This is a genomic window from Microvirga sp. M2, from assembly GCF_047497095.1.
Taxonomy (GTDB): domain Bacteria; phylum Pseudomonadota; class Alphaproteobacteria; order Rhizobiales; family Beijerinckiaceae; genus Microvirga.
Genome location: NZ_CP134063.1, coordinates 3,805,835 through 3,817,500, shown reverse-complemented (window position 1 = coordinate 3,817,500; position 11,666 = coordinate 3,805,835). Strand labels below are relative to the sequence as shown.

The following is an 11,666-nucleotide window of genomic DNA, read 5'->3' as shown; positions in this document are numbered from 1 at the left end:
AACCGGCTCCCCTTCTGCGTCCGATGCCCTAACCCGGGGCGGCGTACCCTACAACCGGCGCGGCCCCGCACATAATCCGTTGAAAGGGCATCTTGGCAGGGATCCGGCAGCGTTCTACAACCCTCGCAGCCGACGAACCAGGAAACCGATGAGGAGCGCGCCATGGGATCCGAGGGAAGCATTCTTCGCGACTACTTGCGCATGGCGCCCGTGATTCCGGTCGTCACCATCGAGGATGCGCGCTTCAGCATCGATCTGGCCCACACCCTCGTCAGGGCAGGGCTTCCCGTCATCGAGGTGACGCTCAGAACGCCCGCCGCACTGGACGCGATCAGCGCGATCGCCAAAGCCGTTCCGGAGGCGGTCGTTGCCGCCGGCACCGTGCTGGCTCCCAGCCAAATTCGAGACGTGGTCGATGCCGGGGCGAAGTTCATCGTGACCCCTGGGACGCCATTGCAGCTTGCAGAGAATCTGCGCGAAGCCCCCATTCCCGTCATGCCCGGCTGTGCCACGGTCTCGGAAGCCATGACTTTGGCCGAACTGGGCTTCAACGCGCTGAAGTTCTTCCCGGCTGCCGTTTCCGGCGGACCTGCCTGGCTCAAGGCCGTGAGTGGCCCCCTGCCGAACCTGTCCTTCTGTCCGACCGGAGGTATCGACCGGGCCAGCGCGGGCTCTTACCTCGCCCTGTCCAACGTCGCCTGTGTCGGCGGCACCTGGGTCACGCCTGCGGACGCGATGAGACGGGGAGATCTCGCCGAAATCGGTCGTCTTGCATCCGACGCCGCTTCGTTGCGCGCCCAAACCTGAACCATTGCCTTTCGCCTCCGTTGTGTTCTTGCTTTCGCAATGAACCGGCAGGAGGAACCCGATGGTCGACTACAGAAAGTTGTTGGACGCATTCGTAGGGGCGATCGGACGCGCCGAGCCGCAACAGGACCAGCCAGGATCGCCGGAGCGCAACAATGGAGGGCAGCCCCCACAGGGGCTCGCGTCGTCATTCGAGCAGGGCGTGACCCAGATTTCCGGCCGTTCGCCCGATCAGCTCCTGCAGAAAGCAAAGGATCTGGCGGTCCAGCATCCGGGTCTGGCACAGGCCGCGCTCGTCGGCCTCGCCGGGCTCATGTTCGGTGGCCGCAAGAAGGGCAAGCTCACGGGCAACCTCGTGAAGCTCGGGGGCCTCGCGGTCATCGGGGGCCTTGCCTATCGTGCCTACCAGAAGCAGCAGGGTGGAGGATCCATCCCTTCGCAGGCTCTGGGAAAGAGGCCAGGGGAAGGCGCGCTTCCGGCGGATCATGAGGTGGCGCAGGTGGCGCTCGCTCTCCCCGAGGCCTCGCGCTTCCATCCCGTCTCTCAGACGGAGGACGATGCTTTGCTCTTCCTGAGAACCATGGTGGCGGCCGCGGCGTCCGATGGGCGGATCGACGACGCCGAGCGTGCCCGGATCGTGAAGGGGCTCGTGGAGGCCGGCATCGATCCGCAGTCCAGCCATTGGCTGGAAAACGAGATGGCCTCGCCCGCGGACGTGGAGGAACTGGCCGCCAACGTCAACGATCCCGAGAAGGCGGCGCAGGTTTACGCGGCGGCCAGGATCGCGATCGACCCCGATACCATTCAGGAGCGTGAATTCCTCCATCAGCTTGCTCTGGCCCTCGATCTCGACCCCAAGACGCGGGCGCAGATCGATGAAACCGTAAGTGCCCTGGGCTGAGCCAAAGCGGAGGCCAGGCGTCCTGTGCAGGCGTCCTGTGCAGGCGTTCTGTCGAGGAAGCGCAAGCAGGTCTCCTGGCTGGCCGCGGAGCTGTGAGCCGACCGATCGGCGACGATGACGATGAAGGGTTGGAACAGGAGTTCCCTCGCTGCGCTCGCGCCGTAGCATCATTAGTATGATTTATGCGAAAGTCGCCTTGCATTGCGAAGCGTTTCGCTTTCGAGTGCTCGCTCAAGAATCAATATGGGTGGCCGGTTTTTCGCCTCACCGGTTGGACCTGGGTTCTGCCCTGCTCCACATAAGGCTGCAGCGCGCGTATCATTTGAGAGGATTCAAGAATGGCTGACAGGCCCCACCGCCGCTCTCCCGATCAGCTTCGCTCTCGGCTCTGGTTCGACAACCCCGACAATCCGGGTATGACCGCGCTCTATCTCGAGCGCTACCTGAACTACGGCCTGACCGGCAAGGAACTGCAGGGCAAGAAGCCGATCATCGGCATCGCCCAGACGGGTTCCGACCTCTCTCCCTGCAACCGCCACCATCTCGAGCTCGCCAAGCGCGTGCGCGACGGCATCACGGCGGCGGGTGGCGTGGCCTTCGAATTTCCGTGCCATCCGATCCAGGAAACCGGCAAGCGGCCCACCGCCTGCCTCGACCGCAACCTGGCCTATCTCTCTCTGGTCGAGGTTCTTTACGGCTATCCTCTCGACGGTGTGGTTCTGCTCACCGGCTGCGACAAGACCACGCCTGCCTGTCTGATGGCGGCCGCCACGGTGAACATTCCGGCGATCTCGCTCAATGTCGGCCCCATGCTCAACGGCTGGCACCATGGCGAGCGCACCGGCTCCGGCACTGTCGTGTGGAAGGCCCGCGAGCGCCACGCCGCGGGCGACATCGATTATCAGCAGTTCATGGACATCGTCGGCTCCTCGGCGCCGTCGGTCGGTCATTGCAACACCATGGGGACCGCTTCGACCATGAACGCCTTGGCCGAGGCCCTCGGCATGTCCCTGTCTGGTTCGGCCGCCATCCCGGCTCCCTATCGCGAGCGCGGCCAGATGGCTTACGAGACGGGCAAGCGCATCGTCGAGATGGTGTGGGAGGACCTCAAGCCCTCCGACATCATGACGCGCGAGGCCTTCGAAAACGTCATCGTGGCCAACGCGGCCATCGGGGGCTCCACGAACGCGCCGATTCATATCAATGCCATCGCGAAACATATCGGCGTACCGCTCGACAACGACGATTGGGAGCGCATCGGTTTCGACATTCCGCTGCTCGTGAACGTACAGCCCGCAGGCGAGTACCTCGGTGAAGAGTATTTCCGCGCGGGCGGTCTCCCGGCCGTGATCGCCGAGCTGATCGGTGCCGGCAAGATCCATGAGAATGCGCTGACCTGCACGGGCACGACCATCGGCGAGAACTGCCGCGGCAAACACACCTGGGATCGCGATGTGATCCGCTCCTACGACAAGCCGCTCAAGGAGAAGGCAGGCTTCCTGAACCTGAAGGGCACGCTCTTCGACTCCGCGATCATGAAGACGAGCGTGATCAGTCCCGAGTTTCAGGAGCGCTACCTCAACAATCCGAGCGACCCGAATGCGTTCGAAGGCCCCGTGGTGGTCTTCGATGGACCCGAGGATTACCACAACCGCATCGACGACCCGTCGCTTCATATCGACGAGCATACGATTCTCATCATGCGCGGCGCAGGTCCGATCGGATATCCGGGCGCGGCGGAAGTGGTGAACATGCAGCCGCCGGGCGCGCTCATCAGGCGCGGCGTGCTTTCGCTGCCTTGCATCGGCGATGGGCGCCAGTCCGGCACGTCGGGCACGCCGTCCATCCTCAACGCCTCTCCCGAGGCGGCGGCCGGCGGCGGCCTGGCGCTGCTGCAGACGGGCGACCGTGTCCGCATCGATCTCAACAAGCGCACGGCGGATATCCTGCTGTCCAGCGAGGAACTGGAGAAGCGCCGCGCCGATCTCGAGGCGCGGGGCGGCTATGCCTATCCGGCAAGCCAGACGCCCTGGCAGGAAATCCAGCGCTCCATGGTCGATCAGCTCTCGGAGGGCATGACGCTCAAGCCCGCCGTAAAATATCAGAAAGTCGCGCAGACCTATGGCGTGCCGCGCGACAACCACTGAGGCAGGCGGGAAGCGTTTGGGGGGTGTCATGGCGGGTCGGCTGAACAACAAGACGGCTCTCGTCACCGCGGCGGGGCAGGGGATCGGGCGCGCCATCGCGGAGGCCTTCCTCCGCGAAGGTGCGCGCGTATGCGCAACGGATCTCGACGAGGCAAAGCTCGAAGGCCTTGAAGGAGAAGCGACGCGGCGCGTGCTCGATGTCCGCTCGGGTGATGCGGTCGACGCGCTCGTCTCCGAGACAGGGCCCTTCGACATTCTCGTGAACGCGGCCGGATTCGTGCATCACGGCACCGTGCTCGAATGCTCTGACGACGACTGGGATTTCTCGTTCGACCTGAACGTGAAATCCATGCATCGCACCATCAGGGCCGTTCTCCCGGGCATGCTGGAAAAGGGGGGCGGATCCATCGTCAATATCGCCTCGGGCGCGTCCTCCGTGCGCGGCATCCCGAACCGGTATGTCTACGGCGCCACCAAGGCGGCCGTGATCGGTCTGACCAAGGCGGTGGCTGCCGATTTCATCAGGCGCGGGATTCGCGCCAACGCCATATGCCCCGGTACGGTGCAGTCGCCGTCGCTCGACCAGCGCATCGCGGCCCTGGCGGCGAGCTCCGGCCAAAGCATCGGGACGGTGCGCCAGGCCTTCATCGACCGTCAGCCCATGGGGCGCCTGGGCACAGCCGAGGAGGTTGCGGCGCTCGCCGTCTATCTCGCGTCCGATGAGGCGAGCTACACCACGGGCCACATCCACATGGTGGATGGCGGGTTCGCGCTTTAAACCTTGTTGCCCGGATAAGGCGTTTCCGAAACGGGCGTCAGCGGCCCCTTGCCGTCGAACCAGGACATGAGATTGTCGGCGACGAGCTGGCCCATGGCATTGCGCGTGTGAACGGAGCCGGACGCGATGTGAGGCAGAAGCACCACATGCTCCATGTCGATCAGCTCCTGCGGAACGCGTGGCTCGTCGTCGTAGACGTCGAGGCCTGCCGTCAGGATCGTCCCGGATTTCAGAGCCTCGATGAGCGCCTGCTCGTCCACCACGCTGCCGCGCGCCACGTTGATGAGAACGCCATGAGGGCCAAGGGCCTTCAGAACATCCGCATTGATGAGATGCTTCGTGGCAGTGCCGCCCGGGGTGATTGCGATCAGGACGTCGCAGGCTTCCGCCATGCCGAGAAGCGTCGGATGATAGGCGTAGGCGACATCCTCCTGGCGTGTCCGTCCATGATAGGCGATGCCGACGCCGAAGCCCTCGAGTCGTTTTGCGATGGCCTTTCCGATGCGGCCGAGGCCGACGATGCCGACCTTGCGCCCGCGCAGGGTGTTCGACAACGGAAACGGCGCCGTCAGCCAGCGTCCATCGCGTAAGTACCGGTCGGCTTGAGGGATCTTGCGCAAGGTCGCGAGAAGCAGGCCCAATGTGAGATCCGCCACCTCATCGTTGAGCACGTCCGGCGTGTTGGTGACGATGACCTGGCGCCGGGCCGCTTCCGCGACATCCACGTTGTCGTAGCCGACGCCGAAGCTCGCGACGATTTCGAGGTTCGGGAGACGCTCGAACAGGGTGGCGTCCATGCGGCCGTAAAGAGTGCTGGTGGCAACGCCGCGAATCCGCGGGCCGATCTCGCTCAGGTAAGTGTCCCGATCGTCATGCTCCCAGAGGCGATGAAGATTGAATGCCCTGTCGAGGGCGTCGATGACGACGGGCATCATCGGGGCGGTCATGAGGATGTCGGCTTTGCTCATGGTGATGTCTCTGGTCTTCAGGCGATCGTGCAGCGCGATGCGGGACCCCGGCGGAAGGCTTCTTCGATGAGGCGAGCCTCCCTTTGAAGGGCTGTCCTCACATCCTGGGGCAGGTCGAGCCAATGGCAACCGCGCAGGGCGGCTTCGAGTCCATAGAGGGCATTGAGGCTCACATGTCGGGGCAGCATGAATTTGAGACGGCGAAAGGCCTCGACCGAGCCGATGGCCTTAAGGTCCGATACGGTGCGGATCCCGGCCTCCTGCAAACGGTCCCGCGTGACCGGTCCGATTCCGGGCAGGCTGTCGATGGCTGCGTCGCTCATGAGAACGGATCCGGCTCCTGCTGCTTCGTGCCCGCACGATAGAGCAAGTTTCAGCCGGACGCGATGGACGACACCCTGTCAGGGAGAATGAGCTTGGGATGGATCAGGCGGTTGCGGTGAGTTCCGGCTCTTCGGTGCCCAGTTCCTCGATATCGTCCTCGGCTTCGAAGCCGGTCTGATCGGCGCCCGTGATGCCCGCCAGGTTCTTGGCGGCCTTGCGCAGCAGCTTGCGGAGGCGCTTGCGGTCCTTGTTGTCGAAGCCGGCGAGCAGTTCCGCCTCGACTTCGTCCCAGAGAGCGTCGATGGCTGCGGCCTTGCGCTTTCCTTCCTTCGTCAGCTTCACGCGCACCACGCGCGCATCGCCCGGCTCCGTGTGCCGCTCGACCAGCTTGAGGGAGGAGAGGCGCGATACGGTCTTGGAGGCTGTGGGCGGGCGCACCCGCAGAATGGCCGCCAGATCACCCATGGTCATGGGGCCGGAGCTGGCAAGAGCCTGGAGAACCTGTTCCTGGCCCGCGAAGAGACCGAGTTCGGAGAGCTTGTCGCCCGTGCGGCTGCGGTGGAGCCGCGCCGCTTGGACCAGGGACCAGCCGACGCTTTTTACGCCGGGATGAATGATGTCCTTGTCCATGCAATGCCTCTCTGGTGCAACGATGACAGCAACTTGAGCAGGAAGTCATGACGTTTCGATGACAGATATGTAACCGTCAACAGATCCCGCATGGGCGCATCGTGCGGACCCGGCAGGCCGCGCGAGCGAAAAGGGGACCCGGTTTTCTGCGCGAACGATGCGCTAACCCCCCCGGGGCAGGGCGCTTTCGTGCCAGTGCCGCAGCAGAAACCTGCTGAGCACGCTCAGGACAAGGAACAGGGCGACCCCCAGTGCGGCCAGGAGAACGAGGGCGGCGAACAGCCGGGGAATATTGAGCCGATATTGGCTCTCGATGATCCGATAGGCCAATCCGGAGCCGGCTCCCGCCGAGCCGGCCGCCATCTCGGCGACGACGGCTCCGATGAGGGACAAGCCGCCCGCGATGCGCAGGCCCGCGAGGAAGGCCGGGAGGGCCGCGGGGCGGCGCAGATACCAGAGGGCCTTCAGCCGGGAGCGGATGCGGGCGCGCCGGCTCGGCCGCGCGGGAACGCCATAGAGCTCGAACAGCTCCAGGAGGTTCCTGTCGACGGATTGAAGCCCGAGCATGGTGTTCGAGAGAACCGGGAAGAAGGCGACGAGCCAGGCGCAGACCAGCACCGCCAGATCCTGCGGCATGTAGATCAGAAGCAGGGGCGCGATGGCGATGACGGGGGTGACCTGCAGCACGACCGCGAAGGGATAGAGCGAATACTCGACGATGCGGGAGAGGCTCAGCGCCACGGCCAGCGCCACGCCGCCGACGACCGCCAGGACAAGGGCCGCGAGCGTGGTCTTCAGCGTCACCAGCAGCGACGCCGAGAGCAGAGGCCAATCGGCTTTCAGGGTCGATGCGATCAGGCTCGGGGCCGGCAGGATATAGGGCGGAACCGCGGCGACGCGCACGGATATCTCCCATGCGGCGATGAACGCGACGAAGACCGCGAGCGGCAGGATCAGCTTGAGGGGATCGCGGATCATCGCAGCCCCCCGTCCCGCATGCTGCCGGTCAGGGCCTGCGAGACCTTCCGGCACAGATCCGCATAGGCGAGGCTTGCCCGGAAGTCGCCGTCGCGCTCGCGGGAGGAGGCGCCCGCGAGTTCGGCAACGATGCGTCCCGGGCGCGGGGACAGAACGGCGATGCGGTTCGACAGATAGGCGCTCTCGTAAACCGAATGGGTCACGAAGACCACGGTGCAGCTCAGTTCCTTCTGCACGTCGAGAAGGTCGTCGTTCAGCTTGAAGCGGGTGATCTCGTCGAGGGCGGCAAAGGGCTCGTCCATGAGGAGAAGGCGCGGCTCCATGCTGAGCGCGCGGGCGATCGAAACGCGCATCTTCATGCCGCCGGAGAGTTCGCGCGGATAGGCCTTCGCGAAATCCTGCAGGCCCACGAGCGCGAGGCTTTGAGCGATGCGATCCTGCGCGGCCTTCCGTGACACGCCGCGCAGGCGCAGCGGCAGCCAGACATTGTCCGCCACAGGAGCCCACGGCATCAGGGTCGGCTCCTGAAACACGAAACCGATCCGGCCGCGATGGTCCGTATCGAAGGAGCCGGGCCAGGCGATGCGTCCCGTCGTGGGCTCGGCGAGGCCGGCGATCAAACGCAGGACCGTCGACTTTCCGCAGCCCGACGGACCAAGCAGGGACAGGAATTCGCCCTCGCGGACATCGAGGCTGAACCCGCCAAGAGCCGTCACGCCGTTGGCGAAGACTTTTCCGACCTGTTCGAGCGAAACGAGAGGAGGGGGGGTCATGGGATTCGCAAGACGGGGTGCGGGCGGAAGCGAGCTACTTCTTGAGCTCGAGACCGACGTCCTTGTTCACGAACCGCAGCGTGTAGGCCTTCCTGTAGTCGAGATCGGCCTTGAAGAGGCCTGCCTTCACCATCTTGTCGAAGAAGTCCTTCATGCGCGCGTCGCTCATGGCGCCGATGCCGTGCTGTTGCGCATCGCCTGAATCGACGATGCCGTATTCCTTCATCTTCGCGACGGCATAGGCGAGAATCTCGTCCGTCATCTCGGGATTGTCGCGTTTGATGAGCGCGTTCGCCGGTCGGTTGTCGCCATAAAGGTAATGATACCAGCCGATCGTGGAGGCATCGACGAAACGCTGCACGAGCTCTGCATTCGTCTCGACCATGTCGCGCCGCGTCTCGATGGTGGTCGAATAGGTGCTGAAGCCGTGATCGGCGAGCAGGAACACGGTGGGTTCAAAGCCCGCAGCCTTCTCGATCACCAGCGGATCGGAGGTCACATAGCCCTGCTGCACCGCCCGGATGTTGGCCATGAAGGGCGCGGGGCTGAAGCCATAGGGCTTCACCTGCTCGTCCTTGAAGCCGTATTCGGCCTTCATCCATTGAAAGAAGGTGGCCATGCCGTCCTTCGAAAGCAGGATGTCGTTCGAGGTCTTAAGAGCCTCGAACGTGTCGAGGCCCTGACCCGGATGGCTCATCAGGATCTGCGGATCCTTCTGGAAATGGGCCGCGACCACGACGGTCGGGATATCCTTCTCGACCGCCGAAAACGCCTGGATCAGGCTGCCGCCCATGTAGAAGTCGAGCTTGCCGACGCTCATGAGCATGCGGTTGTTGGCGCGTGGGCCGCCCGGCACGATGGTGACCTTCAGGCCGTACTTCTCGTAGGTGCCGTCCGCCAGCGCCTGATAATAGCCGCCATGCTCGGCCTGGGCGAGCCAGTTGGTGCCGAACGTGATCTCCCGCGGTGCGGGCTGCGCGTCGGCAGGGGCCGCATTCCAGCCGGAGACCATCATCAACAGCCCTGCTGCCCAAGCATTCCGCTTCATCGCGCGTGCCCCTGTCGTGCCGCAGACGGTTCCTGCGTCGGAGCCGGTTCTGCGCGGTTCCATGGCGGTTGGCAAGAGCGATTGGCAAGAGCGGTTGGCAAGAGCGGTTGGCAAGAGCGCTTGGCTACTCCACGGCCCAGGGATAGGTCCAGGTTTCCGTGAGCGCCCGGTTCCCCGCGCGCAGGAAGGCGCGCAGATCGGTGGACTGGCCCGGTTCCAGCTTCACGTCGATGGCGGCCCGGAAGCCGTTGATGTGGCCGTTGGGCATGAGGAACGTGCTGGTGATCTGACCCACGGAGGTGGAGGGCACCAGCTGCACCAGGTCGGGAGCGCCGGTGTAGTAGGCGAGGTCGCCGCCCGCGAAGTCGATGATGAATCGACGATGCCTGCGGTCGCTCGGGGCATTCGAGCCGCTGGCGCGGGGCGGGGTCTGGAAGGTGTTGATCACCTTGCCGCCCGAATGCATGGTGCCGATGGCGGCGGCCGCCCGCAGGCGGTAGGAGAAGGTGACCTCCTGGCCGGCTTCGTAAGGCTTGTTGGGCTGCCAATAGGCCACGATGTTGTCGTGGGTCTCGTCCGGGGTCGGCAGCTCGACGAGCTCGACCCAGCCTTCGCCCCAATCGCCCACCGGCTCCACCCAGTAGCCGGGGCGCTGGTGATAATAGGCCTCCAGATCCTGGTAATTCTCGAACACCCGGTCGCGCTGCATCAGGCCGAACCCGCGCGGGTTGTTGTCGGAGAACGAGGAGATCGTCTTGCCGTTCGGGTTGCGCAAAGGGCGCCAGATCCACTCGCCCGCGCCCGACTGCATGAGCAGCCCGTCTGAATCGTGAAGCTCCAGCCGGAAATCGTCCGTGGGCTTCCGGTCGTTCTCGCCCTCGAAGAACATCGAGGTGAGCGGGGCCAGGCCCACATTCTCGATGCGCTGGCGCGGGAAGAGCGTGGCCGTGATGTCGAGGGTCGTTTCCTTGGACGGATAGATCTCGAACCGGTAGGCGCCGGCGACCGAGGGGCTGTCGAGGAGCGCATAGACCGTCGCCCGCGTGCTTTCCGGCTTGAGCGTCTCGATCCAGAACTCGCGGAAATACGGGAACTCCTCCTGCTCTCCGCCTTCCACGTTGATGGCGAGGCCGCGCGCCGAGAGGCCGTATTTCTGATCGCGCCCGAGGAACCGGAAGTAGCTTGCGCCCAGGAAGGCGATCAATTCGTCGAACACCTTCGGGTTGTTGAGCGGATAATGCAGCCGGAACCCCGCGAAGCCGAGATTGACCGGCAGGGGCTTGTCGATCTTGTTGCGGCCATAATCGAACAGCTCGCGTTGGTAGGGAACCGGAGTCGGCACGCCCTCGCGGATGATGTTGACCGTCACCGGCCTCTGATAGAGGAAGCCGAGATGAAACAATTGCAGCCGGAACGGACTGTTGCCGGTGGCGAGCAGGGCCTTGTCCGTCCGGAAGCGGATATCGCGGTAATCGTCGAAGCTCAGCCGGTTGAGCGGCTCCGGCAGCTGGGTGGGGGGCGCCTCGAAGGGGGCGCTCGCCAGCTCCCGGGCCCGGCGCACCACGTCCTCGAATCGGAACGGTTCCGGCGTCGGCACGCCGTTCTGCGGAGCTTGCGCCGAGGCTGGTCCGCCCCAGGCGGAGAGCGCGGTCGCGGCGAGCAGGCTTTGCAGAAGGGCGCGGCGGGAGAGATCGAGCATGGCTGAGAGACTGTTCGTCCTGAATCTTCGGGAGGAGGCGGCCTTTTGAAGCCGCAATCCATAGATGGGTGAGCTGGGTCCGCTTAATAGGGGCTGAATGGAGGTGCCGCCATTCCCCTCCGGAAGCAGGGTTAAAAAATTGCGCAGAAGGCCCGAAAGGCTCTTGTGATCGGGGCCAAAAGGTCTTATTTCACTCCTGCCCAAATTCGCACGTGCCTGTGGTCGCGTGCCGGTTGGTGGGCATCCGGACAAGAGGCCGGACAGCCGCCCGAGGACGACCTAGTTCTCGACTACCCCTAACCGGCAGCCGGAGGCGAAACCGGCGCACCCCGTTCTCAACGGGGGACGTGACTTAAAGCAACGACGAACGGGCTTTTTTGGTCTCGTTGGCCCTCCAAAGGTCAACACCGAAGAGGCTTGTTTCTCATTGCCAGGCGTGCGGACGGGACATCCCCATCCAATCCAAGGCAGCATCGTCGGGTGAAGAGCCCATCTCACGCTCCTCGTGTCTCCATCGCACGAAGCGGGATGCATCTTCCCTCGCTGACGCCGGACGGCAGAAGGCTCTGACCGTTCAGATTTCAATCCGGAGGCTTGAAGACCTCCATTGAAC

At 64.4% G+C, this 11,666-nt stretch carries 11 protein-coding genes; 4 read left to right on the top strand and 7 right to left on the bottom strand.

The genetic code is table 11. The annotated features are described in order from the left end of the window. Positions 1–162: 162 nt before the first annotated feature. From eda to RE429_RS18110, 4 genes are all read left to right on the top strand, one after another. Positions 163–807 carry a bifunctional 4-hydroxy-2-oxoglutarate aldolase/2-dehydro-3-deoxy-phosphogluconate aldolase gene (gene eda, locus RE429_RS18125; protein ID WP_414472077.1) on the top strand — a complete coding sequence of 215 codons (645 nt, stop codon included), beginning with the start codon at positions 163–165 and terminating at the stop codon, positions 805–807. A 61-nt stretch (positions 808–868) separates the two neighbouring features. After that, positions 869–1,708, top strand: a complete 840-nt coding sequence (locus tag RE429_RS18120) for a tellurite resistance TerB family protein (RefSeq protein WP_414472076.1) — start codon at positions 869–871, stop codon at positions 1,706–1,708. Between the two features lie 338 nt (positions 1,709–2,046). Further along, a complete protein-coding gene (locus RE429_RS18115; protein WP_414472075.1) occupies positions 2,047–3,855 on the top strand; it encodes an IlvD/Edd family dehydratase in 1,809 nt (602 codons plus the stop codon). Between the two features lie 28 nt (positions 3,856–3,883). Then, positions 3,884–4,633: an SDR family oxidoreductase gene (locus RE429_RS18110; RefSeq protein ID WP_414472074.1), complete on the top strand. Its 750-nt coding sequence runs from the start codon at positions 3,884–3,886 to the stop codon at positions 4,631–4,633. Here the strand turns inward: RE429_RS18110 and RE429_RS18105 are convergent. The 7 genes from RE429_RS18105 to RE429_RS18075 form a co-directional block, all read right to left on the bottom strand. Then, positions 4,630–5,601, bottom strand: a complete 972-nt coding sequence (locus RE429_RS18105) for a 2-hydroxyacid dehydrogenase (protein ID WP_414472073.1) — start codon at positions 5,599–5,601, stop codon at positions 4,630–4,632. The two genes, RE429_RS18110 and RE429_RS18105, sit on opposite strands and share 4 nt — an antisense overlap. Positions 5,602–5,618: 17 nt before the next feature. Beyond that, positions 5,619–5,924 carry a TfoX/Sxy family DNA transformation protein gene (locus RE429_RS18100; RefSeq protein ID WP_414472072.1) on the bottom strand — a complete coding sequence of 102 codons (306 nt, stop codon included), beginning with the start codon at positions 5,922–5,924 and terminating at the stop codon, positions 5,619–5,621. A gap of 103 nt (positions 5,925–6,027) precedes the next feature. Beyond that, the gene (locus RE429_RS18095) at positions 6,028–6,555 is read right to left on the bottom strand and encodes a MarR family winged helix-turn-helix transcriptional regulator (protein ID WP_414472071.1); all 528 of its coding nucleotides are present in this window, start codon (positions 6,553–6,555) and stop codon (positions 6,028–6,030) included. A gap of 162 nt (positions 6,556–6,717) precedes the next feature. Then, positions 6,718–7,533 (bottom strand): ABC transporter permease, encoded by an 816-nt coding sequence (locus RE429_RS18090; protein WP_414472070.1) that lies wholly within the window; start codon positions 7,531–7,533, stop codon positions 6,718–6,720. Continuing rightward, positions 7,530–8,306, bottom strand: coding sequence for an ABC transporter ATP-binding protein (locus RE429_RS18085; protein WP_414472069.1), 777 nt, complete (start codon positions 8,304–8,306; stop codon positions 7,530–7,532). Before RE429_RS18085 ends, RE429_RS18090 begins: the two co-directional genes overlap by 4 nt. 34 nt (positions 8,307–8,340) lie before the next feature. Then, complete coding sequence (locus tag RE429_RS18080; RefSeq protein ID WP_414472068.1) at positions 8,341–9,354, bottom strand: ABC transporter substrate-binding protein; 1,014 nt, start codon at positions 9,352–9,354, stop codon at positions 8,341–8,343. Positions 9,355–9,478: 124 nt separating this feature from the next. After that, positions 9,479–11,053, bottom strand: a complete 1,575-nt coding sequence (locus RE429_RS18075) for a glucan biosynthesis protein (RefSeq protein ID WP_414472067.1) — start codon at positions 11,051–11,053, stop codon at positions 9,479–9,481. Positions 11,054–11,666 lie beyond the last annotated feature (613 nt).

What these genes read in the sequence shown, in the direction of transcription:
- RE429_RS18080 (WP_414472068.1), bottom strand. Translation starts at nt 9,354, where the DNA reads ATGAAGCGGAATGCTTGGGCAGCAGGGCTGTTGATGATGGTCTCCGGC.
- RE429_RS18100 (WP_414472072.1), bottom strand. Translation starts at nt 5,924, where the DNA reads ATGAGCGACGCAGCCATCGACAGCCTGCCCGGAATCGGACCGGTCACG.
- RE429_RS18110 (WP_414472074.1), top strand. Translation starts at nt 3,884, where the DNA reads ATGGCGGGTCGGCTGAACAACAAGACGGCTCTCGTCACCGCGGCGGGG.
- RE429_RS18105 (WP_414472073.1), bottom strand. Translation starts at nt 5,601, where the DNA reads ATGAGCAAAGCCGACATCCTCATGACCGCCCCGATGATGCCCGTCGTC.
- RE429_RS18095 (WP_414472071.1), bottom strand. Translation starts at nt 6,555, where the DNA reads ATGGACAAGGACATCATTCATCCCGGCGTAAAAAGCGTCGGCTGGTCC.
- RE429_RS18115 (WP_414472075.1), top strand. Translation starts at nt 2,047, where the DNA reads ATGGCTGACAGGCCCCACCGCCGCTCTCCCGATCAGCTTCGCTCTCGG.
- RE429_RS18090 (WP_414472070.1), bottom strand. Translation starts at nt 7,533, where the DNA reads ATGATCCGCGATCCCCTCAAGCTGATCCTGCCGCTCGCGGTCTTCGTC.
- eda (WP_414472077.1), top strand. Translation starts at nt 163, where the DNA reads ATGGGATCCGAGGGAAGCATTCTTCGCGACTACTTGCGCATGGCGCCC.
- RE429_RS18075 (WP_414472067.1), bottom strand. Translation starts at nt 11,053, where the DNA reads ATGCTCGATCTCTCCCGCCGCGCCCTTCTGCAAAGCCTGCTCGCCGCG.
- RE429_RS18120 (WP_414472076.1), top strand. Translation starts at nt 869, where the DNA reads ATGGTCGACTACAGAAAGTTGTTGGACGCATTCGTAGGGGCGATCGGA.
- RE429_RS18085 (WP_414472069.1), bottom strand. Translation starts at nt 8,306, where the DNA reads ATGACCCCCCCTCCTCTCGTTTCGCTCGAACAGGTCGGAAAAGTCTTC.